Source organism: Bacteroides ovatus (genome assembly GCF_001314995.1).
In the GTDB taxonomy this organism is placed as follows: domain Bacteria; phylum Bacteroidota; class Bacteroidia; order Bacteroidales; family Bacteroidaceae; genus Bacteroides; species Bacteroides ovatus.
In genome coordinates this window covers 2,620,763-2,644,619 of the sequence record NZ_CP012938.1, presented here as the reverse complement: position 1 = coordinate 2,644,619, position 23,857 = coordinate 2,620,763, and the positions used below count along the sequence as shown (strand labels likewise).

General features: G+C 42.5%; 16 protein-coding genes, 1 pseudogene and 2 riboswitches. Of the genes and pseudogenes, 6 read left to right on the top strand and 11 right to left on the bottom strand.

The window, feature by feature from the left end; translation table 11 throughout:
• Positions 1 to 11: 11 nt before the first annotated feature.
• The 10 genes and pseudogenes from Bovatus_RS10515 to cobU form a co-directional block, all read right to left on the bottom strand.
• A complete protein-coding gene (locus tag Bovatus_RS10515) occupies positions 12 to 1,169 on the bottom strand; it encodes a DUF5074 domain-containing protein (protein WP_004299408.1) in 1,158 nt (385 codons plus the stop codon).
• Entirely contained in the window at positions 1,166 to 3,229 is a 2,064-nt protein-coding gene (locus Bovatus_RS10510) for a TonB-dependent receptor (RefSeq protein ID WP_004326172.1), read from the bottom strand. Before Bovatus_RS10510 ends, Bovatus_RS10515 begins: the two co-directional genes overlap by 4 nt.
• Positions 3,230 to 3,366: 137 nt before the next feature.
• Positions 3,367 to 3,584: riboswitch (cobalamin riboswitch) on the bottom strand.
• Between the two features lie 132 nt (positions 3,585 to 3,716).
• Positions 3,717 to 5,402, bottom strand: a complete 1,686-nt coding sequence (locus Bovatus_RS10505) for a putative transporter (RefSeq protein ID WP_004299411.1) — start codon at positions 5,400 to 5,402, stop codon at positions 3,717 to 3,719.
• Between the two features lie 213 nt (positions 5,403 to 5,615).
• Positions 5,616 to 5,827, bottom strand: a riboswitch (cobalamin riboswitch).
• Positions 5,828 to 5,904: 77 nt separating this feature from the next.
• A complete protein-coding gene (locus Bovatus_RS10500) occupies positions 5,905 to 6,660 on the bottom strand; it encodes an ABC transporter ATP-binding protein (protein ID WP_004299412.1) in 756 nt (251 codons plus the stop codon).
• Positions 6,657 to 7,673: a FecCD family ABC transporter permease gene (locus Bovatus_RS10495; protein WP_004299413.1), complete on the bottom strand. Its 1,017-nt coding sequence runs from the start codon at positions 7,671 to 7,673 to the stop codon at positions 6,657 to 6,659. The genes Bovatus_RS10500 and Bovatus_RS10495 overlap by 4 nt, the downstream gene beginning before the upstream one ends.
• The gene (locus Bovatus_RS10490) at positions 7,670 to 8,803 is read right to left on the bottom strand and encodes an ABC transporter substrate-binding protein (protein ID WP_004326171.1); all 1,134 of its coding nucleotides are present in this window, start codon (positions 8,801 to 8,803) and stop codon (positions 7,670 to 7,672) included. Before Bovatus_RS10490 ends, Bovatus_RS10495 begins: the two co-directional genes overlap by 4 nt.
• A 596-nt stretch (positions 8,804 to 9,399) precedes the next feature.
• Positions 9,400 to 9,933: an alpha-ribazole phosphatase gene (gene cobC, locus Bovatus_RS10480; protein ID WP_004299418.1), complete on the bottom strand. Its 534-nt coding sequence runs from the start codon at positions 9,931 to 9,933 to the stop codon at positions 9,400 to 9,402.
• An 8-nt stretch (positions 9,934 to 9,941) separates the two neighbouring features.
• On the bottom strand, positions 9,942 to 10,688 hold the full coding sequence (locus Bovatus_RS10475; RefSeq protein WP_032843997.1) for an adenosylcobinamide-GDP ribazoletransferase: 747 nt from the start codon (positions 10,686 to 10,688) through the stop codon (positions 9,942 to 9,944).
• Position 10,689: 1 nt separating this feature from the next.
• On the bottom strand, positions 10,690 to 11,727 hold the full coding sequence (gene cobT, locus Bovatus_RS10470; RefSeq protein WP_004299422.1) for a nicotinate-nucleotide--dimethylbenzimidazole phosphoribosyltransferase: 1,038 nt from the start codon (positions 11,725 to 11,727) through the stop codon (positions 10,690 to 10,692).
• Positions 11,728 to 11,729: 2 nt separating this feature from the next.
• Positions 11,730 to 12,240, bottom strand: a pseudogene (gene cobU, locus Bovatus_RS10465) (bifunctional adenosylcobinamide kinase/adenosylcobinamide-phosphate guanylyltransferase).
• 136 nt (positions 12,241 to 12,376) lie between these two features.
• On the opposite strand from cobU, the gene Bovatus_RS10460 reads away from it, so the two are divergent.
• Both Bovatus_RS10460 and Bovatus_RS10455 read left to right on the top strand, forming a co-directional pair.
• Positions 12,377 to 15,133 carry an outer membrane beta-barrel protein gene (locus Bovatus_RS10460; RefSeq protein ID WP_004299432.1) on the top strand — a complete coding sequence of 919 codons (2,757 nt, stop codon included), beginning with the start codon at positions 12,377 to 12,379 and terminating at the stop codon, positions 15,131 to 15,133.
• A gap of 52 nt (positions 15,134 to 15,185) precedes the next feature.
• Positions 15,186 to 15,818, top strand: a complete 633-nt coding sequence (locus tag Bovatus_RS10455; protein WP_004299434.1) for a cytidylate kinase-like family protein — start codon at positions 15,186 to 15,188, stop codon at positions 15,816 to 15,818.
• Positions 15,819 to 15,908: 90 nt separating this feature from the next.
• Here the strand turns inward: Bovatus_RS10455 and Bovatus_RS10450 are convergent, their stop codons facing one another.
• The gene (locus tag Bovatus_RS10450) at positions 15,909 to 17,573 is read right to left on the bottom strand and encodes a putative transporter (RefSeq protein WP_004299436.1); all 1,665 of its coding nucleotides are present in this window, start codon (positions 17,571 to 17,573) and stop codon (positions 15,909 to 15,911) included.
• Between the two features lie 269 nt (positions 17,574 to 17,842).
• Between Bovatus_RS10450 and mutA the strand changes: the two genes are divergently transcribed.
• The 4 genes from mutA (at position 17,843) to Bovatus_RS10430 (ending at position 23,843) form a co-directional block, all read left to right on the top strand.
• The gene (gene mutA, locus Bovatus_RS10445; RefSeq protein WP_004299438.1) at positions 17,843 to 19,744 is read left to right on the top strand and encodes a methylmalonyl-CoA mutase small subunit; all 1,902 of its coding nucleotides are present in this window, start codon (positions 17,843 to 17,845) and stop codon (positions 19,742 to 19,744) included.
• A gap of 1 nt (position 19,745) precedes the next feature.
• A complete protein-coding gene (gene scpA / locus Bovatus_RS10440) occupies positions 19,746 to 21,893 on the top strand; it encodes a methylmalonyl-CoA mutase (protein WP_004299440.1) in 2,148 nt (715 codons plus the stop codon).
• Positions 21,894 to 22,120: 227 nt separating this feature from the next.
• Positions 22,121 to 22,741, top strand: coding sequence for an RNA polymerase sigma-70 factor (locus Bovatus_RS10435; protein ID WP_004299442.1), 621 nt, complete (start codon positions 22,121 to 22,123; stop codon positions 22,739 to 22,741).
• Between the two features lie 118 nt (positions 22,742 to 22,859).
• Positions 22,860 to 23,843 carry a FecR family protein gene (locus Bovatus_RS10430; RefSeq protein WP_004299446.1) on the top strand — a complete coding sequence of 328 codons (984 nt, stop codon included), beginning with the start codon at positions 22,860 to 22,862 and terminating at the stop codon, positions 23,841 to 23,843.
• The last annotated feature ends 14 nt before the right edge of the window (positions 23,844 to 23,857 follow it).

The following is a 23,857-nucleotide window of genomic DNA, read 5'->3' as shown; positions in this document are numbered from 1 at the left end:
AGAATTGTGAATTATTGAATCTCTTTTAGTTTCTTATCTGTAAAGGCAATATGTGCCGGAATGTCCCCCGTGATGACTGACCATTTCTTTTTTCCATCCCGGGAGAAACAGTATAATGTGCCGGGAGTCACATAGTCTTTGGCATCGGTGACGAAGAATTCACCTGTTTCCGGATTGATTGCTATTCCATAAGGTATCTTGATAGATTTTTCCGTACCATCTGTAATAAAATTGCGGGTATCAGTTTTCTTTGTTTTTGTATTATAGATGGCGTAAGAGACTGTCCAACTGTTGGTGTAATAACTCCATTCTGTACTGTATACATACAGTGAATCTCTGCAAATAGCCATTTCTGTATTGGGAAGAAGCGGTAATTCATCGACTACTTTATCGGTATTGGAATCTATTACAAATGTTTCGGAGTAAGTGTCATAATAATCTCCCCGGGATGAGACATAAATATTTCCGTATTGGTCTAATTCCATTCTATGCAAATTGATTCCCACATCAATGGTTTTGATAACTTTGAATGTGTTCAAGTCGATGACGGATACCGTGCGGTCATAATTAGGTACGCGATACCCGCCGGAGTTGGCTACATAGAGTTTGTTGCCCACAATCACCATTTCTTCCGGCTGGTAGCCGACCACACAGGTATCCTTGACAGTCAGTGTGGTAGTGTCAACACGTGCTACATACCCCAGTCTGGCGTTGGGATCTATTTTGACAGGGCCTGCATACGAACTGACGTATGCATATTTATCTTTAAAGACGATATAACGGCAATTAGGTATGGAAATTTGCGTGATGTGTTTTGCTGTTTCTACATTCATCACTTCTACGAAATGAGAACAGTTGATGATGGCATATAACTTATTTCCATAGATTTGGATATCATTTCCCACATCCCCCAATTCTTGTACGACTCCCGGGTTCCGTTCCGCATAGATATTCTTATGATAGATACCGGTTTCGTAATCAAAGTAATCAAGGGTAGCCTTGTTGCTTCCCATATTTCCTTCATTGAGTAGAAAGAAACCTTTGACAGAGGTACCGTTTACTCCGGGAGTAACTTGGTTGGGAGTTGACGGAATAATGCGTTCATCTTCGCGACAAGAAGTCGATAGAAGAACAAAACAGATAATGATGGATAGAACAGATATTCTCATAACATGACGTTTAATTTGATTTTAAAACTTGTACCGGGCATAGGATAGCATTGCACTACTTCATATTGCTGATTGAAGATATTATTAATTTCTGCCGTTACACGTATTCCCGTTTTCCCCCATTGAAAAGTTTTGGATAGGGAAAAATCGTGGGTATACCAGGGCTGTGCGTAGTTCTCCGGGATATTGGCGACTGCTTCATAACGTTCACCTGTATAAATGAAACTATAGTTACAGGACCATGTTTGGTAACTTCCATTGAGGATGATGGAACCTCCATGCCAAGGTATATAAGGAATCTGGCCTCCATACCATTCACTGGTAGGATCGGTAAAATCCTGTGCCTTTTGATAGGTGTAATTGAAGAGAGTGCTAAGTTCCACCTTTCCGAAGCCCCATTCTCCTCGTATGGCTGCGTCTAATCCCCGAATTTCCACATGTCCGAGATTAATCATAGTCCAACGGAACTGGTTGGAGGTAGGCATGGCAATGATTTTATCATCTACTTCACTATAGTAACCATCTATTTGTAAGTCCAGGCTTTTCAGCCAATGGTTATTCCAGGTGTGAGAGAAAGTGATACCCACATCGTATTGGGTGGTATATTCTGGTTTTAAGTCCTTATTGCCTATAAAAGTATAATACAAATCATTGAGAGTTGGCATGCGAAAGACTTTCTTATAAAAGGCTCGTACATTCAGAGGGAGCTTGGTCAATGGTTGCCAGGTGGCTATGACAGACGGAGTGTATTTGTTTTTGGTGCCTGCATTGGCTCCTTTGGTACGTGTATTGTCGTCGACATGAGTATATAACAGGCTCGCCTGCAACATGAGGCGGTTGAAGTCAAAGGACGTGGCAGCAGAAGTCAGGATTGTATTACGGGTTGGATAGACAAAATCTATGAGATCGGCCCGTAATGTATTCCATTGGAAATCGTTGGATAATGACATACTCCACCAGGGATAGATGGTGAATAAATGGGCGGCCGAAGCATAGATTTCTTGCTGTCGGTAGTAATTGTCTACGTACATGGTGGTGACATCCAGTCTGGGATCGGATAAATAGTGGAGATAGTCATAAGCATATTTTCCGTTGGCTAGCAGACTGTACCAAGGCTTAAAATAGTTTTGAAAAGAGCCTTGCACAAACAGATTGGTATCCCACTGCCGGTCCTGATGGCGAAACTTACCCGGCTCTTCTCTTACCGCAGCTCCGGGGTATCCTCGTTCTGAATTGTATAGGTATGCTTTGGCTTTCCATTCTCCTTTGGGGATTTTTCCGAAGAATGCATTCTCCAAACGTAACATTCTTACGTCTCCATTTTGACGAACAGCTGTTGTGTCGTAACCATCTTTCTTGGCGTATGTGAATTTATATCGTCCTGATGTATACATATACTCCGTACTGATGGAACTGCTTATTCGTTCGTTGAAACGATGTTCCCAAAGTAGTGACGGATTGATGGTAGAGAATGAACCGCCTTTCACCCCGATGTTCAGGTTGTTTTTCTTTTCCCCTTTGAATAGGGGTTTTCGTGTCTGCATATATATGGCACTTGCGGAACTATAATCTTTGGCAGGTTGGAAGATGGCACTTTTTTGACCATTATATAGTGAAATGACTTCCATATTATCTAATGAAAAACGGCCTAGATCGACGACTCCATTTTGCGCATTTCCTAATTCAATACCATCGTAGAATACTCCGACATGATGACTGCCCATACTTCGTATATTGACGGTTTTTAGTCCTCCAATACCTCCGTAATCTTTTATCTGTACTCCGGAAAAGTAGCGTAAAGCATCGGCGACGGAGTAAACATTTAGCTTCTCAAGTTCTTTGCCGGACAGAATCTGTACAGGAGACATCTTTTTTTGCATCCGGTTGCTGTAGATAGTAACTTCTTTGAGTTTGAGAAGTGTATCAGACAGAGAAGTCTGATGCCGAACCCTGGACTGGGAAATGGCTGGTACTGTGGTAAATAGAGATAGAATCAAACATAATATCCACCGTAAATGGATACAATGCTTATTGTATGAATGGACTTGAATAGAAAGCATGTCTTTTATTTTATAGGTATAAAAAATCCGTTTGTTCAGATCTGAATTCAATCTACACAAACGGACATATAGCTATTATACCAAATAAAAGATAATTGCTTATTTTCTATTTGACTACTACCCGAAATCCCGCAGGTGTAAATCAGAGCATCAAGGCAGGTCTTCTGACTCATCCCATTTTGCAACGCCTTCCCAGATAAACTATCCAGTGACTTTCGTGTTGCAATTTTGCTCTCTGATTACAAGGAGCGGAGATTTACAGCAGCAGGTTCTGTTGCCGGTTTACACGGCATTCCCTTTTCATTCCTTAACAACGCAAAAGTTGTTTAAGGAAACCTTAATGGCACAAAGTTAGAAAGTTTTTATTAATTAGTTTGTTTTATTCTAAAAAAATATCCCACTGACCAATAACAAATATTCCGGCATCTGATTCTGTTTTCCCCATTTGTTAATAATCAATTGGATGGAAAAAGGATATATTAATATGTTATCCCAACGACAGAATCAATATTTGTGCCGTCAATACTCGCAGAAACATGGTGAGCGGATACACCGTAGCGTAGCCGACGGCAGGCGCATCACAGGAGGTCAGGTCATTGGAGTAAGCCAATGCCGGCGGATTGGTGGTAGAACCAGCCAGAACTCCGATAAGCGTGAAATAATTCAGCTTGCAATAATACCGTCCTATCAATCCCGTAATCAGAAGTGGCAGGATGGTTATGATTACTCCGTAGCCTACCCATATATATCCTCCGCCATGAATGACTGTGTCTACAAAGCCTTCGCCTGCTCCTAAACCTACGCAAGCGAGGAAGATGGAAATACCGATTTCACGAAGCATCAGGTTGGCACTCATGGTGGTATAAGTAATCAGCTTGTATTTCGGACCGAAACGGCTAATCAGGATAGAAACGATGAGCGGACCGCCTGCCAATCCTAGTTTCACAGGTTGCGGAATTCCGGGAAATGCGAAAGGAAGACTTCCCAGAATACATCCTAAAGCGATACCTATAAAGATAGGAATCAGGTTCGGATGATTTAAGCGTTTCATGGAGTTGCCAAGTACTTTCTCTGCATGGGCAACAGCCAGTTCGGAACCTACAATGGTGACACGGTCTCCCATTTGTAACTGTAATTGTGGAGAGGCTACCAAGTCTACTCCCGAACGATTGACGCGGGTGATGTTTGCTCCGAAGTTATTTCTGATTTTGAGTTGTGAAAGCGTTTTCCCGTTCAATTCCGGTTTAGTAATCAGGATACGGCGTGAAATGAGCTCTTTGTTCAGTTGTTCCCATTCCATTTTGATTTCCTTTCCGAAGAATACAGTAATTGCTTCCACGTCAATCGGGGTAGAGATCACTAATATGATATCCCCTACATGTAGAATTGTTTCGGAATTGACCAATTCGGTTTCTCCACCCTCGCGGTGTTTGATGCGGGAAATGACAAACTTACGGTTCAGTAACGGGCGGAGTTCTTTAATCCTGATGCCATCTACCGATTCGTTTCTCACTTCAATGGAGATAGGGCGTACGGTAAGTTCCTGGAGATGTCCCAGACCGACTTCTGCTTCTTTTTCTTCTTGAGCAGTATTGATGCGAAGGAGATATTTCAAAGCAAGCAGGGAAAGGATGATACCTACTACACCCAGCGGATAGCTGACAGCATATCCTAAAGCAATTTCGGGAGCATCTATGCCATTCAAATCACTGTTGGCCTGTTGTGCGGCTCCCAGCCCCGGAGTATTGGTGACGGCTCCGGACAAAATACCTACCATTGTGGTAATCGGAGTTCCGGTGGTGAAGTGCAGGATAATAGTAATGGTTACTCCTAATACTACTACGAGCATAGCTAGCATATTCAGGGTAAAGCCCCCCTTTTTGAATGCTGAAAAAAAGCCGGGTCCTACCTGCAAACCAATTGAGTAAACAAACAGAATCAATCCGAATTCTTTTAGAAAGTGGAGCAGGTGTTCGTCCAGATTCATGTTGAAATGACCGAATACGATTCCGACAAAGAGTATCCAGGTAACTCCTAGAGATACTCCCCGCACTTTGATTTTTGCAAGGATGATTCCAAACGCTATGGTTAGTGACAGAATCAGTACGGAGTGTGCCACTCCGCCGCCCCAAAGATTGGGGTAACCTTCAAATAAATTTCTTAGAACTTCCATTGTGATTATTATATGATGATATTTAGTTTAGCTAAAAGTAACCCCGGAGAAATCACTTCTGCGGGGATACGCACACATTGAGCATGACGGTCTAATGCCGTCCTTTTGATATTTTAGCTAGAGAGAATTTATCCTCCTTCAATCATTTCCGATGTCATGACTACTCGATTATTTTTTACAGTTTGCCATTTTCCTATCCCACGAGTAAAAACAGCTATAAAGGTATGAATGGCAGGTCTTCTGACTGACTCCCTTCCTGATTCCTTCCCGACCTTGACTATCTATACCCGGTCAGTGGTAAAAGTAAATATCAAGAAGTTGAATAGAGTTTCACAGCAGCGGGACTGTCCGGGATTTACACCCGATTCCCTTTTAATTCAGATAGTTGATATGGCTATCTGAAACCAATTCAGGGGCAAAGATAGCGAATTTATATAGAACCCAAATGAATGCTACCTATTTATTTTATACACAGTCTGATTCTTGTCGGATATCTGTTTGTTTATTTGATGCGTACTCTCATCTCCTGCACATCAAACGTGACGGATTCATTTCGGAAAAGTCTTTCTATATGTCCGCTGGCCACCATTTCCGGAGTAGGCAGCGTGTACATCTGCGGATTATCTATGAGCATGATGGAGTCGCAAAGCGATAAGGCGATGTCGAGGTCATGAGTGGAGAATAAGACACATTTTTTTTCTTCCTGTGCCAGTTTCTTTAAAAGCAAACAGAGCTCGTAGCGGTTAGGTAAGTCCAGGAAGGCGGTCGGTTCATCAAGCAGGATGACGGGAGTATCCTGTGCAAGAGCACGGGCAATCATAATTCGCTGACATTCGCCATCGGACATTTTATCCATTGTCTTTTCTGCATAACCGGACATACCGACTAGCTGCATAGCGTCATCCACCCGCTTTTGGTCTTCCGGTTGCAGTTGGCCGATCCAGTTGGTATAGGGAGCACGCCCTAAAGCTACTACATCTTTACAGCGGAGATTAGCGATGCGTACTTTATCGGTGGTGACAAAGCTGATATTCCGGGCTAATTTTTCCGGTTTCAATGAAGCTATGTTTTTTCCTTGCAGAGTAATTTCTCCTGATTGAGGCTTTTCCAGTCCCATCATGGCACGGAGTAGGGTGCTCTTTCCCGTTCCGTTACGTCCTAACAGGGCAACGAGTTGTCCGCCTGTGATTCGGGCATTTACCGTTTCCAACAGCGTGCGCTGTCCATATCCTAATGTCAGTTCTTTAAGTTCTATCATTTGAATCTACGCAAGTTTTTAGCAATTACCCATAAAATAACCGGAACACCTAGTAAGGCGGTGATGCAGTTAACCGGAAGTAGGAACTTCTTGGCGATGATGTCGCAGAGAAGCATGCTGATAAGCCCTGTCAGCATGGTGCCGGGGACCAGTATCCGGTGGTCGGCATTGTTGAATAGCAGTCGTGTGACATGCGGTACTGCCAGGCCGATAAATCCTACCGGACCACAGAAAGCGGTGACCGTTCCTGTCAGCAGTGCGGTAGAAACGAAGATGAACATGCGTGAACGTTTAATGTTCATTCCCATCGTTCGTGCATAATTTTCACCGAGCAGTAACAGGTTCAGCGATTTGATACAGGCTACGGAAATTAGTAAACCGATACATAACATTGGTATCATAATTCCCAGTTGGGTGACTGTGATGTGGCTAAGAGATCCCATTGACCAGAGTGTGAACATTTTCAGTTGTTCGGCAGAACTTAGGTATTGGAGTATCTGAATGATAGCACCTGCTACGTAGCCTATCATAACTCCCATAATCAATACACCGAGAATGTTTTTTACTTTCCGGCTGATAATGGCTACTCCCAATAAGATTATGGCAGTTCCTATCCAGCCCGAACCTACGATACCCAGCGACTGAAGAATTGGAAACTCCGCCCATCCAAGTAATGGAGCACCTAGTATGAACAGAGCTACGCCCAGTCCTGCACCGGAACTTACTCCCAGCAGGTAAGGATCTGCCAACGGATTCTGGAATACTGTTTGCATCTGTAAACCGCTAACGGAGAGTGCTATTCCTATCAAAGCCGCTACCACTACCCGTATGAAACGGATAGAAAGGAGAATATTCCGTGTCATTTCGTCACATTCGCCTCCGGTGAGTACAGCCCATACCTTGGTGATAGGAATATATGTATCTCCCGTTGCCATGTCTATCAGTAATAACAGTATGGTAACTATACCCAGTGTAATGAATAAAAAGGGAGTACGTTTATCAGGCTGTTTCATTCCAGGTGTCTGTAATAGTAAAGTGAATCGGATACGAGTTCGGGGTGAAAGATATGAATCAGATCACGCAATACGACGTCGGGACGTACCACTGCAGATTCCCAGTAGTCATTACCTCCTGTCGGTGTTGTTCGTAAATTGTTGTTGTAAACAGTTTTTTCGCGTACAGCTTTGGCGTCTACAAATTTAGGATTGACCGTCTTTAATTCATCCAACGTAGAAGCCATGCCTACATTAATCCAGTAGTCGGCCTTTTGTATCAGTTTGTAAGCTGTTTCCAGTCCGATGGGAGTGGAACTGTTAGAAGTGTTTTCTTTGTAGATGTAATCCGCACCTGCATCAGTTACCAATTGTGCCATATAACTTTGTGTGGAAGGCATCACCCAACTGTCGTTCCACGGGGTATTGAGCATAACGGTAGGACGTTGCTCTACCGATTCGGTGAGCGCTTTCAAAACTTGATAACGTTTAGGGATTTCACGGAATATTTCGATGCCTTTTTCCCTGCTGTCTGTTAATTCGGCAAGAGCTACCAGCCATTCGGCTTTACCAAGCGGTGATTCCTCCAAATATTCTCCTACATACATATAAGGTATATACAGTTCTTTCAGTTTGTCTGTTACGGCAGTTTGCGCATCTCCGATACCGTATAACAGGACAACATCCGGTTTCAGTCCCAATAATAATTCATAATTCATTTCGGGACCCATGTCCTTGATAGAATCTTTGTGTGCAAGAATATATGGATTGGATACATAGTCGATGCCCGATACTCCGACAATTTTGTCCACTTGACCTAGAGCGTCGAACATGGCGATGTAGGAAGAAGCCATACATACGATACGTTTCGCTCCGGCAGGGATGGTAGGCCCGTTGAATCCGGCAGGTGCCTGTTCACCGTTGCGTGAAATGAAATAAGACATTTTTACGTCCTTGGCTCCCTGCCATGGATTGGATACCTGAATAAGTGTGCTGGCGGCATTGTCCGCACCCAGAATCTTGAATCCGGTAGCATATTCAGGTGTATAGACATCCTGTTTGAAAGCCTCGAGAGAAGTCTTCTTGTTGGATATACAACTAGCCAGGAAAAGAAGACATAGCCATGTGAGGATTGAAATAGGAGATTTCATCTTTATTCGTGTATCTTTTAAATGAATAAATAATTTTCGGTGTCCGAAGATTGACATTGCGGGGCAAAGATAAGTATCTTTGGAGATATTCTTTCTTTTTTTATTGCATTTTCTCCGAAATCATTCCTATTTATGTATCCTCCCCTTAGGCAGGCAGAATGGATTAAGTTTATCGGTCTGCTGATTACTTCAGAGAATTTCTGCACCTTAAAGATTCAGAAAAAATTTGGAGATGCTTTTTATCCTCGCACTCTCACCCTGTCTCGTCTTGATTTGGTTGATAGGTTAAACCTGAAGTTTATAAGGATATAGTAAATCCATCGAAAGTATGTAGTTATTTGCAGAATCTATGCAGATAATGGCTTGTTCATATAGGTAAACACTTAGTTTCAAGTAGCGAAACATTTTGTTTCTCGGTGTGAAACACTTCGTTTCATTACTTGAAACATTTCGTTTCTCGGTGCGAAACACTTTGTCCCAAGTAATGAAATAAAGTGGAACTGCCGTCAACCGAAAATTCTCCAGTAAGTAATTATTAAACAGGGTGTGAGGGTAAAGACATCGCAAACTTATTAGAGATATCTACACCTGTTTGTTTACGGGCACTCTTGATATAGAAAAACTCCTCCGTAGGCAGGTACTGCCTGAAATGCTTCTTCCGGGTGAATCAACTTTGCATAAATCTGTGCGCAAATCAATACGCCGCCATGAGCGAATACTACTGTATTTTCACCCTCCTTTTGTCTGACTTCGTCTAAAAACGCGGCTACCCGTTTATATTGATCGGCAAACGATTCTCCATTGGTTGCTTTTACATTCAAGTAGTCGTCGTACCAGCATTGGAGATTCGGGTCTTTGATTTTATGAAAATACTGCATTTCCCAATCTCCGAAGTTAAGTTCCAGTATTCTTGGGTCACGGATGGCATCTCCGAATCCGCAATACTGTGCCAGACGGGTGCATCTGGATAGAGGACTGGTGTAAGCCATATCAAAGTGAATGGATTCGATTTTAGCTTTGGTTACAGCTGCTTCTGCCTCAAATGTAGGACGTAAAGGAACGTCTGACTGACCGTAACAAAGACCTTTAGGAACGTCGACAGAGGTATGTCTGATTAGATAAATATTCATAGGTTTACTTATTTTATATAGATAGACATCACTGCTCCCAGCCAGAAACTCATTTCGCTTAGGAGAAATAATGCACCGCAACAATCTCCGGTATATCCGTTCAGACGTCGTTTCATCATCCGGCAGATAAAGAAGAATACCAGAATGGGAAATATACATACGGGCCAGTAGCTTGGAGGAAGTAATAGGAGAGGCAGTATTCCACCCATCGCAGACATTACGATCTCCCCAAAATTCATTCTTGTATATACTGTTCCGGATTTGCTATCTTCTTCTTTACGTGCATAGGGCAGGTAATTGATGATATTGGAAGAAATGAATTTACTCCAGGTATCTCCGCTTAGTAATAAGAAAGGAGTAACTGCTAAGGGAAGTGCGACCAGTAGATTGTAAGCAAATAAATAATAGATGATTAATCCCAAAACTCCATAGCTTCCGATATGGGAATCTTTCATGATGCGTAACGTGCTTTCCCTGTTCGTTCCACCTCCGAATCCATCGAAGAAATCGGCCAATCCATCCTCATGCAATGCTCCTGTGATAAGTAAACGTGAAGTCAGTGCCAGGATCACGGCTACTCCGTGAGGTAAAATAGTACTGGCTCCCCAGAAAATCAATGCCATCATTCCCCCGGTCAGCCAGCCACTGAAACTCCAATAATTGACAACGTGTTTGAAACACTCCTGCGGAACTTCTTTTATTTTCCAGAAAGGCAATCGTGTAAAGAATATGAGGGCGGCAAGTATCTGGTTCATTTTAGAAATATTTAGTGATGGAAGCATGAGCAAATGAATCCATCTCATTCAGCATTTTCACAGCAGAATCTACAATGGGATAGGCACAAACGGAACCGCTTCCTTCTCCAAGTCTTAGTCCGAGATTGAGTAGGGGACGTGCTCCGAGATAGTCCAATAATAGCTTATGTCCGCTCTCGTCTCCCTGATGACCGAATATGGCATAGCTCATCACTTCCGGATAAAGGCGTGAAGCGGCAAGAATACAATTGGTCATAATAAATCCATCAATTAGAATAACCATTCCCAGTTCGGCAGCTTTGAGCATTGCTCCTACGGCCATTACCATTTCGTAACCTCCGAAACGGCAGAGGATTTCTTCTGCGGAATGCTCTCCCGGATATTGTTCGAGAGATCTTTTCAGAACTTCGTATTTGTGGTTTATTCCCTGGTGATTGAGTCCGCTTCCTGCACCTACACATTGATCTAATGGGATTCCGGTGAAGCAAGTCATCCATAGAGAAGAGGACGAAGTATTTCCGATTCCCATTTCACCGAAACTAATGACATTGCAGCCTTCCTGGTGAGAAGCATCCACACATTGAGCACCACGCTCCAGGCAAAGTTCCATCTCTTCGGGCATCATGGCTGCTTCGTACAGGAAATTGCGTGTTCCTCTTCCGACTTTCATGTTAATGATACCTTTTTCATAAGGTAAATCATAATCGACTCCTGCGTCTACAATTTTAAGAGTGAAACCGTGCTGTCGGCACAGGAAATTGATCCCTGCTCCCCCATGAAGAAAGTTGCTGATTTGTTGCCAGGTTACTTCTTTAGGAGATGGGCTGACTTTTTCTTCTACGATGCCATGATCCGCGGCAAAGATTATATTTTGAGGATGAGTTAATCGTGGAGAAAGGGATTGTTGGATCAGTCCGATTTGCAAAGCAATTTCTTCCAGTCTTCCAAGCGATCCTTTAGGCTTGGTCAGATTATTGATTTTGTCAATCAGAGCTTCTTTGATAGCTTCATCTGGCTTTTGAATATGAAATGTTTTCATGTTTATTTTATTTTTACGGGAATACCACTTGCCATGAGATATACATCGTCGGCATGCGATGCGATGTATTGATTGGTCCAACCTTGCAAGTCTGTGAATTTACGTTGCAGTTTGTTCTCGGAAACTCCCCCCCCAACCAATCTCATTAGTTACAAATATGAAAGTGGCATCCTGCTGGGTAAATTTGTCGAATTCTTTTTTGACGGCTTCCAATGAGGAGGCAACGTTAGAATCAAACTCCATAAAGAAGTTAGTGCACCAAAGAGTTACACAATCTATCACTACGACTCTGCCCGCTACATTGTGACGGCTCAATTCTTTTTCTTCTTCTATATTTATCCATTCAGGACCGCGGTTCTTTTGATGGCGTTCCACCCTTTTTCTGAATTCTTCGTCCCATATCCTGGCAGTGGCCAAGTAAACCGGTGACGTAGTAAGTTCATGCGCTTTATTTTCCGCGAACGAACTTTTACCGGATCGTTGTCCTCCTGTGATTAGTATAATCCTTTTCATTAAGTTGCTGATTGAATAATGGATGGACAAAGGTATAAAAAATAACTCCGGGATTAACCGTTTTACGTAAAAGTTATTAACTTTGTCCCGATTTGTTTTAGATCAACATAAATATCAGACTTAACTACTATTGGATATGAACGCTTGTAAGTTAGTGGGATTGCTTTTGCTGCTACTTTGGGGACATACTGCTCTGTATGCTCAACAAGTGAGAACTGTGCGAGGAAGAGTGCAGACAGTGGAAGCCGGCAGTAATGAGAAGCGGGCATTACCATCTGCCAGCATTGTTATTTTGGCGAAAAGTGATTCTGCCTTTATCAAGGGAATAACAAGTGATAAGAATGGGCGTTTCATTCTTAATTATCAACCGCAGAAGAAAAAGAAATACCTGTTGAAGGTCTCTTTTATGGGAATGCAATCTGTATACCGGGCACTGGAAGACTCTGTATCGGTGAATATCGGTACAGTGGTATTGAAAGATGATGATATTCAGATTAGTGAAGTGACGATAACGGGAAAATTGCAGGAAGTAGTGATGGAGGGAGATACTACGGTTATCAATGCTGCCGCTTTTAAAACTCCTGAAGGAGCTTATCTGGAAGATTTAGTGAAGCGTGTTCCCGGATTGGTATATAATAAGAAAGATAATTCGTTGACATACAACGGACAGCCCATCAGTGAAATCAATGTAAATGGCGAAGCTTTTTTCTCCGGAGATAAAAAGACGGCACTCGAAAATCTTCCGGCAGACCTGATTAGTAAGTTGAAAGTATATGATAAGAAATCGAAAGAAGAGGAGTTCACCGGAATTAGTTCAGGAGAAAAGAAATATGTACTCGACTTGCAGACTAAGGATGAATTGAATAAAACCTGGCTGACAAATGCAACGGTAGGATACGGGAATAACCAGAAGAAGGATTTCGAGGGGCAAGTGAATTATTTTAGTAAAGACGGAGATAATCTTTCTTTTATCGCACAGTCTACCAACAGATACCAGAATAGTACGTACAAGGATAATATCAACAATTCGGTAGGAATGAATATGACTCATAAATTCGGTAAGAAATTCTCCCTGACCGGAAGTGTGAACTATAATTTGAACCGGAACGGAAATCTTTCTTCCATTTATCAGGAACAGTATTTGCCGGCAGGTAATCAATACTCTGCGTCTACTAACGAAAGTAACTCTAAGGGGCGGTCGATTAGTTCTAACTTCATGGGAAGCTGGGAAGTAGATAAACGTACACGTATACATTTTACCGGTAATTTAGGAATCTCTCCTAATAGGAATGAAAACAGTAGCCAGAATGCATCTTTTGATGCTCCTCCCGGCATAAATCATGAGAGCTTGTTTGATGACTTTGAATCTATTCCCCGGGATATAAAAGTGAATCGTAGCGAGAACCGGTCGCGTTCGGAGAATCAGTCGAACCGTTATAGCTGGATGATGAGTATTATGAGACGTCTGAATGAAAAAGGTACAACGCTGGCATTGAATATCCTGAACTCGGATTCGTGGGGAGATAATGAAAGTTTTTCGCTTTCTAAAACTACTTATTTCCGTCTTGAAGATAAATTGGGAAATGATTCGGTGCTTTTTCGTAACCAGTATTTGAAGTCGCCTCAAAAAAATAATTCATGGAGAGTCGGGATTACCTTTGCCCAGCCTATTGGTAAGAAGATGCATTTCCGGGTAGCATATAACTGGGATACTAACTATGAACGTGATAATCGTGATACGTATGAATTATCTTCTCTGACGAAGTCGGAAGTTTTTGGTGAACTGCCTCCCGACTATGAAGCAGGGTATGTGGATAGTTTGAGTAATCGGAGTCATAGTCGTACGAATGGCCATAATCTGGATGTGGGGCTTAATTACTCTGATGATACCTGGATGTTTAATGCCTCATTAGGGATGACTCCGCAAAAACGTGCCATTGAACGGAAAATGGGAAAGCTCTATGCGGACACTACCATGCATACTATCGACTTTCAGCCTATGATATGGGTGAATTGGAAAAAGAAAGAGGCCCGGATCACTTTCAATTATAGTGGTAGAACCCGGCAACCCTCCTTATCAGATTTAATGCCGCTGACGGATAACAGTAATCCGTTGTATATCACCCGGGGAAATCCGGATTTGAAACAGATGTTTTCTCATAGTGTCCGTGTGAGCTTTCAACATTCAAAAAAAGGTATATCTGCGAATATCGGCGGGCAGATGGAACAGAACAGTGTGACGCAGGTAGTGCTATATGATGCAAAAACCGGTGGACGTGAGACATCTCCTATTAATATTAACGGAAACTGGAATGTATATGGAAGTGCCAACTGGTGGAAGCGTCTGGGACATTTTTCCTTGCGGTTGGATATGAACGGTAATCATAGCAATCGTGTCAGTATGATTAATGAAGACAAGAGCCTCGAACCGAAGAAAAGTACGACACGTGATACCGGATTGGGGTGTGACGCGAATGTATCTTATCAGCCCACCTGGGGAGGTATTGATTTCTCTACTTTCTGGAATTATCAGTATTCGCTTAATTCTATCAATGATAACGGTACCTATACGCGTAATTATAGTTTTCGTCTTGAGGGGTACGTTGATCTTCCTTTTGGCTTGCAATTACGGACTGACGGGGCTTATTCTTTCCGTAATGGTACGAATATCCGTAAAGGCGAAGATGACCAGATGTTGTGGAATGCAAGTGCCAGCTGGCGGTTCTTGAAAAAGAAAGAAGCGGAACTGTCTGCTTATTGGGCGGATATTCTCGGAAAGAGGAAAAGTTTCGGCCGTACGACTTCTTCTGATGGTTTTTATGAGTTCCGTAACCAGGAAATAAAAGGATATTTCATAGTCACTTTCAAATATAACTTTCGTTTGATGATGTGATTTTTAGAAAAAAGTCGTATGTTTGCTACAGAACCATAAAACAAAATGTACTATGAGCGGTAATTATGTTATCAATATCGGCCGTCAGTTAGGTAGCGGCGGAAAAGAAATAGGAGAGAAGTTGGCAGCCCGTTTGGGAATCAACTTCTACGACAAGGAACTGATTAATCTGGCTTCGGAGGAAAGTGGATTGTGTAAGGAGTTTTTTGAAAAGGCTGATGAAAAAGCCTCGCAGGGTATTATTGGCGGACTGTTCGGTATGCGTTTCCCTTTTATCAGTGAGGGAGCTATGCCATGTAACAACTGCTTGAGCAATGATGCCTTGTTCAAAGTACAGAGTGATGTGATCCGTCATCTGGCAGCAGAAAGATCTTGTGTCTTTGTAGGACGTTGCGCAGATTATATTCTGAGAGAGCATCCTCGTTGCGCTAATGTTTTTATTTCAGCCTCTAAAGAAGATCGCATAGCGCGGTTGTGTGGCATGCATCATATTGATGCGGAAGCTGCAGAAGAAATGATCGAAAAAGCGGATAAGAGACGTTCGGAATACTATAATTATTATAGCTATAAAACGTGGGGAGCAGCAGCTACTTATCATTTGTGCATCGATTCTTCTTCTTTGGGAATTGAAGAGACAGTGCGGTTCATTGAAGAATTTGTAGTAAAGAAACTGCAGCTTGTATGACAGGATAGAAAAGCAGATTGAAAAAATAAATAAAGCCGGCGTATTCCATTTGGATATAGCCGGCTTTATTGTTTATATGCTAAACTTGATTTACATCATTGCTAATAATATCATCTGTCCCGTCAGAATACGGAGGAACATCGATAACGGATAAACTGTAGAGTATCCCACTGCCGGAGCATCTCCGGAGGTTGTTTGATTGGCATAAGCCAATGCCGGTGGGTCGGTATTACTACCGGCTATCAATCCCATCAGGGTGAAGTAGTTTACCTTATAATATAATCTTGCGATGGTGCCGATGATAAGTAGCGGGATAACGGTGATAAGGAAACCGGAACCTACGTATAGTAATCCGTCTCCCTCGACTACCGTTTGCACGAAATTGGCACCGGCATCTATACCGACACTGGCAAGGAAGAGAACGATACCGATTTCACGAAGCATCAGGTTGGCACTCATGGTTGTATAAGTCACTAAATGCAGCTTATGACCGAAACGGCCGATAAGAATTGCCACTACCAGCGGTCCGCCTGCCAAACCTAATTTTAAGGGAGTCGGCATACCTGGGAATGCAATCGGAAGACTACCCAGAAGGATACCTAAGAAGATACCAACGAAGATCGTAACAATGTTCGGTGTATCCAAGCGTTTTAACTGATTACCCAGTACACCGGCAACACGTTCCACTGCATCTTGCTGTCCTACCACCATAACGCGGTCACCTACCTGAAGTATCAGATTCGGATCGGCAAACAGGTCCATACCGGAACGGTTGATACGAGTGACATTGACCCCATACATACTACGGAAGTGCATAGAACCTAATGTTTTACCATTGATTTCCGGTTTGGTAACCAGAATACGACGGGAAACCATTGGGAGGTCTTGTTTTTCCCAGTCGAGCTCCACTTCTTTTCCGATAAATACTACAATTGCAGGAGCGTCTTCTTCCGAGCAGACGATAAATAACTGGTCGCCTATATTAAACACTGTTTCATGGTCGGGAATACTTACATGACCATCATGGCGAATTCGGGAGCAAACGAACTTACGGCCCAGGAAATTCTTGATTTCAATCAGCGTTTTTCCACTAATTGATTCATTGCGAACTTCCAGGCTCATCATGTGAGGTTTGTGGTGTGAATCTCCACTTTGGATTTTCAGGCTTTCTTCTTCTTTCGCCATATTGACACGGAAGATGTAACGGATGGCAATGATAGAACCAATGATACCTACCACACCGAGGGGATAAGCACATGCATAACCGAGAGCAATCTGCGGACCGGTATAATGCAACTGATTCAGAGCCTCATTGGCAGCACCAAGTCCCGGAGTATTTGTCACTGCTCCGTAAAGGATACCTACCATCATCGGCAGTTCTACCCGGTCGTTCCAGAGGTAATAAAGCCCCAGTGCGACAGCAATATTTAACACTACGATGCCTACAGCCAACAGGTTTAATGTCATTCCTCCTTTTTTGAAAGAGGAGAAGAAAGATGGCCCCACCTGAAGACCGATACAGAATACGAACAAGATCAATCCGAATTCACGGATGAAATGTAGGATGTGTGTATCGGCTGTGAAGCCGAAATGTCCCATTAGGATGCCGGCAAACAAAACAAATGTGACGCCCAAAGAAACTCCGAATATCTTTATCTTACCAAGATACACGCCGGCAGCCACTACAAATGCGTAGAGGAGCACGATGTGAGCTACGGAGCTGGGGTCCCATAATAAACTTTGTAACCAATCCATAATATAGCAGTTTTTATAATGTTTTTCTAAAAACGAGTGCAAAATTACTCATAACATTGGAGCTAATCAAATAAAAGAAGAACTAAAAATGAAGAATTTCTATGCAGATTGTATGCACTTGACGAATCGGGGCGTCCTGTGCGAATTTTCCCTAAAAAAGAGATTCGTTTTAACTTATTGGTTATATTTGCAGGTCGAACGACTGACATTTAGAAAGAGATAGATAAAAATAAAGACAATATTAATCTTGTTTTAATTTTAAATAAACTATGGCAGACAAAAAAGAAAAACTCTTCTCAGACTTTTCTCCTGCCTCCACCGAACAATGGATGGAGAAGGTTACAGCCGATTTAAAAGGTGCTGATTTTGAGAAGAAGCTCGTTTGGAAAACAAACGAAGGGTTTAAAGTGAAACCTTTTTACCGGATGGAAGATCTGGAGGATTTAAAAACTACTGATGCACTTCCTGGAGAGTTCCCTTATTTAAGAGGAACTAAAAAAGACAACAATGCATGGTTGGTCCGTCAGGAAATTAGAGTAGAATGTCCGAAAGAAGCCAATGCGAAAGCACTGGATATCCTAAATAAGGGTGTTGACTCACTTTCTTTCCATGTGAAAGCAAAAGAACTTAATGCGGAATATATTGAAACACTGTTAAGTGATATTCAGGCAGAGTGTGTTGAACTGAATTTCTCAACCTGTCAGGGGCATGTGGTTGAGTTGGCTAATCTGCTGGTAGCTTATTTCCAGAAGAAAGATTATGATGTGAAGAAACTGAAAGGTTCTATCAACTATGATTTCTTCAACAAGATGCTGACTCGTGGCAAGGAGAAAGGTGATATGGTACAGACAGCCAAATCTTTGATTGAAGCCATTCAGCCGCTTCCTTTCTATCGTGTGCTGAATGTAAACGCTTTATCATTGAATAATGCAGGCGCTTATATTTCTCAGGAACTGGGCTATGCTCTGGCTTGGGGAAATGAATATATGGGTCAATTGACTGATGCCGGTATTCCTGCTGCCATAGTAGCCAAGAAAATCAAATTTAATTTTGGTATCAGTTCCAATTATTTCCTTGAAATAGCGAAATTCCGTGCGGCACGTTTGCTTTGGGCAAATATTGTAGCTTCTTACAATCCCGAATGTGTGCGTGATTGCGAGAATAAAGGTCCTAACGGAGAATGTCGTTGCGCAGCAAAAATGGCGGTTCATGCCGAAACTTCTACTTTCAATCTTACTTTGTTTGATGCACATGTAAATCTGCTTCGTACACAGACTGAAGCCATGAGTGCTGCATTAGGAGGCGTAGACTCTATGACGGTAACTCCGTTTGATAAGACTTATGAGACTCCGGACGAGTTCTCAGAACGCCTGGCTCGTAACCAACAACTGCTGCTGAAAGAAGAATCTCATTTTGATAAAGTGATCGACCCTGCTGCCGGTTCTTATTATATCGAGAATCTGACTGTGGCTATTGCAAAACAGGCTTGGGAACTCTTCCTTGCTGTAGAAGAAGCAGGTGGCTTCTATGCGGCATTGAAAGCAGGAACTGTTCAGGCTGCTGTGAATGAGAGCAACAAAGCTCGTCATAAAGCAGTTGCACAGCGTCGTGAAGTGCTGTTGGGTACCAACCAATTCCCGAACTTCAATGAAAAGGCTGGCAATAAGCAACCTGTTGAAGGTAAGTGTTGTTGCGGAGGTGACTCTCATACTTGCGAAAAAGAGGTGGATACTCTGGTGTTCGATCGTGCTGCCAGTCAGTTTGAAGCATTGCGTCTCGAAACAGAAGCATCAGGCAAACGTCCGAAAGCGTTCATGTTAACCATTGGTAATCTGGCCATGCGTCAGGCACGTGCTCAATATTCTTGTAACTTCCTGGCTTGTGCCGGTTATGAAGTAATTGATAATCTGGGATTTGAGACAGTAGAAGCAGGAGTAGAGGCAGCTATAGCTGCAAAAGCTGATATTGTTGTTATCTGTTCCAGCGATGATGAATATGCTGAATATGCAATTCCTGCTTTCAAAGCACTGAATGGTCGTGCTATGTTTATCGTTGCCGGTGCTCCGGCTTGTATGGACGACCTGAAAGCTGCAGGTATCGAAAACTTCATCCATGTTCGTGTCAATGTATTGGATACCTTGAAAGAGTTTAACGCTAAACTATTGAAGTAAGATGAGAAAAGATTTTAAAAACATCGATATATATGCCGCATTTCAGCCGACTAATGGTGCTGAATGGCAAAAGGCTAACGGTATCTCCGCTGACTGGAAAACACCGGAACACATTGAAGTGAAGCCTGTTTATACAAAAGAAGACCTCGAAGGAATGGAACACCTTGGCTATGCTGCCGGACTTCCTCCTTATCTGCGCGGTCCGTATTCAGTTATGTACACTCTTCGTCCTTGGACCATCCGCCAGTATGCCGGATTCTCTACCGCCGAAGAATCAAATGCATTTTATCGCCGTAATTTGGCTGCCGGTCAGAAAGGTTTGTCAGTGGCATTCGACTTAGCTACTCACCGCGGTTATGACCCCGATCACGAACGTGTAGTGGGTGACGTAGGTAAAGCCGGTGTATCTATCTGTTCATTGGAAAATATGAAAGTGCTGTTTGATGGTATCCCATTGAATAAGATGTCTGTGTCTATGACAATGAATGGAGCTGTACTTCCGATTATGGCATTCTATATCAATGCCGGTCTGGAACAAGGTGCTAAACTCGAAGAAATGGCCGGTACTATCCAGAATGATATTCTGAAAGAATTCATGGTGCGTAATACTTATATTTATCCGCCTGCATTCTCTATGAAGATTATTTCAGATATTTTCGAATACACTTCGCAGAAGATGCCTAAGTTCAACTCTATCTCTATCTCCGGTTATCACATGCAGGAAGCAGGCGCAACCGCGGATATCGAGTTAGCTTATACATTGGCCGATGGTTTGGAATATCTTCGTGCAGGAACGGCAGCAGGCATTGATATTGATGCATTTGCACCGCGTCTGTCTTTCTTCTGGGCGATTGGAACCAATCACTTTATGGAAATAGCCAAGATGCGTGCTGCACGTATGTTGTGGGCAAAGATTGTGAAACAATTCAATCCGAAGAACCCGAAATCACTGGCGTTGCGTACTCACTCGCAGACTTCAGGCTGGTCACTGACCGAACAGGATCCGTTCAATAACGTAGGACGTACCTGTATTGAGGCTATGGCTGCAGCTTTGGGGCATACTCAATCTTTGCATACCAATGCATTGGATGAGGCTATTGCTCTTCCAACAGATTTTTCCGCACGTATTGCCCGTAATACACAGATTTACATTCAGGAAGAAACTTACATCTGCAAGAACGTTGACCCATGGGGTGGTTCTTACTATGTAGAATCTCTGACGAACGAACTGGCACACAAGGCTTGGGAGCATATTCAGGAAATTGAAAAACTGGGTGGTATGGCGAAAGCTATCGAAACAGGTATTCCAAAGATGCGTATCGAAGAAGCTGCTGCACGTACACAGGCTCGTATCGACAGTGGTCAGCAGACAATTGTCGGTGTGAACAAGTATCGTTTGGAAAAAGAAGCTCCGATTGATATTCTAGAAATTGATAATACAGCCGTTCGTCTTGAACAGATTGAAAACCTGAAACGTTTGAAAGATGGACGTAATCAGGCTGAAGTGGACAAAGCATTGGCAGCAATTACCGAATGTGTGAAGACTGGCAAGGGTAACTTGTTGGAATTGGCTGTGGAAGCAGCTCGTGTTCGCGCAACATTGGGTGAAATTTCTTATGCTTGCGAACAGATAGTAGGACGTTATAAAGCAATAATTAGAACGATATCAGGCGTGTATTCATCAGAAAGTAAAAACGATAGCGACTTCAAACGTGCTTGTGAACTGGCCGAGAAGTTCGCGAAGAAAGAGGGGCGTCAACCTCGTATCATGGTTGCAAAGATGGGACAGGACGGTCACGACCGTGGTGCTAAAGTCGTAGCAACCGGTTATGCTGACTGTGGCTTCGATGTGGATATGGGACCGTTGTTCCAGACTCCGGCGGAAGCTGCTCGCGAGGCTGTTGAAAACGACGTTCATGTAGTAGGTGTTTCTTCACTGGCTGCCGGACATAAGACATTGGTTCCGCAAATTATTGAAGAACTGAAGAAACTGGGTCGCGAAGACATTGTAGTGATTGCCGGTGGTGTTATTCCTGCACAAGATTACGATTTCTTGTATAAGGCAGGTGTAGCTGCTATCTTCGGTCCGGGTACTCCGGTAGCGAAAGCTGCTTGTCAGATTCTGGAAATCCTAATGGATGAAGAATAAGGAAAACTTTCTTATTGACAGATTGTATATGCAATAAGTGGGAAACCATGAATTAATAGAAAAAAGGGTCAGTTACTGACCCTTTTTTTGTATCCTATTATTGAAAACTTCCTTTTTGGCGTTTTATAAAAAAGTACCTCAAATTTGATTTATTGAAAAAATATTCATAATATTGTCATCACTTTGTTAACTGTTGACCCGTACCTTTGCGCATAAATTTCTAAACTATGGTAGATTTCATGGATGATAAACAATTATTGGGAGAGCTGAAAAGAGGCAATAATGCAGCTTTTGAGTTTCTGTTCAAGAGTTATTATCCTCGTTTGCGAGGGTATGCTATTCGTTTTATAGAAGATGAAGAAACGGTTCGTGATATTATTCAAGAGTGTTTCTTACGATTTTGGGAACGTCGCGAAATGTTATCTGTCTTCTCACTTACTTCTCTTCTTTTTTCTATGGTCCGCAATGGATGTCTAAATTATCTGAAGCATCGCTCGATTGTTGAAAAGTACCGGGTGGAGTACTTGGCAAAGGTGGATGGGGAAGAAAGACTCTACTATGCAGACTTTATGCAGGATGCAGAACATAAATTATTATACAAGGAATTGCAGGAGCAGATTGCCCTTGTGCTTAATCAGTTGCCGGACAGGTCGCGTGAGATTTTTTTGTTAAGCCGTTTCAGGGGATTGAAGAACAGGGAAATCGCAGAAAAACTACAAATATCTACCACAGCAGTCGAAAAGCATATAGCAAGGGCTTTGCAATATTTCTCCCGGCATTTTAGCGAACGCTATCCGGTGGATCTGTATATAGTGATATTGGCATGGCTGATGATGGAGCAGAAATAATCAATGCACTCTTCGGTTATATAAAGAATAAGAAGCAGGAAAGTTTTTTCTGCTTTTTTTGTTTCAGAGGTTGGGTAAAAGAAATATGGGTTGTTACATCTTATAGAAAGTGAATATCATGAAGCAAGAAGAAAATATCCGTGAATTGGCTATTCAGTATTTTGAAGGACGCATATCAAGAGCTGACGAAAAGAATCTGTTCGAATATATCGAACAGGTGGAAGGTGGCTATGGCAGGTTCCGTCAATGGGAGAGAGAATGGATGAATCACCGGAATACCGATTCGGAGACAGATGCCGAATGGGAAGCTTTGAAGCATAAGATGTATACGCAGGAAGCGATTGTTCCGTTATTGAAAAAGTCGAAACCTGGTATATGGAAGATAGCCCGTATTGCTGCCGTTATAGCATTGATTGTCGGTACTACGTTGGGTATTCAACAGGCTATTTACTTGTTTACGCCAAAGACTTTCTTTGTTTGCGAAGCTCCGTTGGGGGATAAGAGTAAGATACAGCTTTCGGATGGTACAGTTGTATGGCTGAATGCAGGTTCCGTATTAAGATATTCGAATCATTTTAATACAGCCGACCGGGTGGTGGAGCTGGAAGGAGAGGGGTATTTTGAGGTGACTAAACAGAATGGAAAGCAATTTACAGTAAAGACGCATGAATATGATGTGGTGGTAAAAGGTACGAAATTTAATGTATCTGCCTATTCAGACGATTCGTATATAACAACCACCTTGCTGGAAGGAGCAGTAGAGTTGAATTATAAAGAAGATCAGATACGGATGTCTCCGGGAGAATCTATTTCTTTGGATTTGGTAACAAGACAGTTGAAAGGAAAGAAAGTAAATGCACGTCAGGCAATGGCGTGGGCGGAAGACAGGATTGAATATGATGACATTACGTTAGGAGAGATGGTGAAGAAGCTTTCACGTCAGTACGATGTGCATATTCAGTTAGAGTCGGAGAAATTGGGCGATATGAAGTTCCGTGTTTCGTTGCGTAATAAAGAGACAATCGTAGATGTAATGGATGCACTGAAAGAAATCATACCTATCAAAGTAGAATATAAGGAAAAGGATATATATATAAGATAAGAACTCAATGTTTA

What these genes read in the sequence shown, in the direction of transcription:
- Bovatus_RS10515 (WP_004299408.1), bottom strand. Translation starts at nt 1,169, where the DNA reads ATGAGAATATCTGTTCTATCCATCATTATCTGTTTTGTTCTTCTATCG.
- Bovatus_RS10510 (WP_004326172.1), bottom strand. Translation starts at nt 3,229, where the DNA reads ATGCTTTCTATTCAAGTCCATTCATACAATAAGCATTGTATCCATTTA.
- Bovatus_RS10505 (WP_004299411.1), bottom strand. Translation starts at nt 5,402, where the DNA reads ATGGAAGTTCTAAGAAATTTATTTGAAGGTTACCCCAATCTTTGGGGC.
- Bovatus_RS10500 (WP_004299412.1), bottom strand. Translation starts at nt 6,660, where the DNA reads ATGATAGAACTTAAAGAACTGACATTAGGATATGGACAGCGCACGCTG.
- Bovatus_RS10495 (WP_004299413.1), bottom strand. Translation starts at nt 7,673, where the DNA reads ATGAAACAGCCTGATAAACGTACTCCCTTTTTATTCATTACACTGGGT.
- Bovatus_RS10490 (WP_004326171.1), bottom strand. Translation starts at nt 8,803, where the DNA reads ATGAAATCTCCTATTTCAATCCTCACATGGCTATGTCTTCTTTTCCTG.
- cobC (WP_004299418.1), bottom strand. Translation starts at nt 9,933, where the DNA reads ATGAATATTTATCTAATCAGACATACCTCTGTCGACGTTCCTAAAGGT.
- Bovatus_RS10475 (WP_032843997.1), bottom strand. Translation starts at nt 10,688, where the DNA reads ATGAACCAGATACTTGCCGCCCTCATATTCTTTACACGATTGCCTTTC.
- cobT (WP_004299422.1), bottom strand. Translation starts at nt 11,727, where the DNA reads ATGAAAACATTTCATATTCAAAAGCCAGATGAAGCTATCAAAGAAGCT.
- Bovatus_RS10460 (WP_004299432.1), top strand. Translation starts at nt 12,377, where the DNA reads ATGAACGCTTGTAAGTTAGTGGGATTGCTTTTGCTGCTACTTTGGGGA.
- Bovatus_RS10455 (WP_004299434.1), top strand. Translation starts at nt 15,186, where the DNA reads ATGAGCGGTAATTATGTTATCAATATCGGCCGTCAGTTAGGTAGCGGC.
- Bovatus_RS10450 (WP_004299436.1), bottom strand. Translation starts at nt 17,573, where the DNA reads ATGGATTGGTTACAAAGTTTATTATGGGACCCCAGCTCCGTAGCTCAC.
- mutA (WP_004299438.1), top strand. Translation starts at nt 17,843, where the DNA reads ATGGCAGACAAAAAAGAAAAACTCTTCTCAGACTTTTCTCCTGCCTCC.
- scpA (WP_004299440.1), top strand. Translation starts at nt 19,746, where the DNA reads ATGAGAAAAGATTTTAAAAACATCGATATATATGCCGCATTTCAGCCG.
- Bovatus_RS10435 (WP_004299442.1), top strand. Translation starts at nt 22,121, where the DNA reads ATGGTAGATTTCATGGATGATAAACAATTATTGGGAGAGCTGAAAAGA.
- Bovatus_RS10430 (WP_004299446.1), top strand. Translation starts at nt 22,860, where the DNA reads ATGAAGCAAGAAGAAAATATCCGTGAATTGGCTATTCAGTATTTTGAA.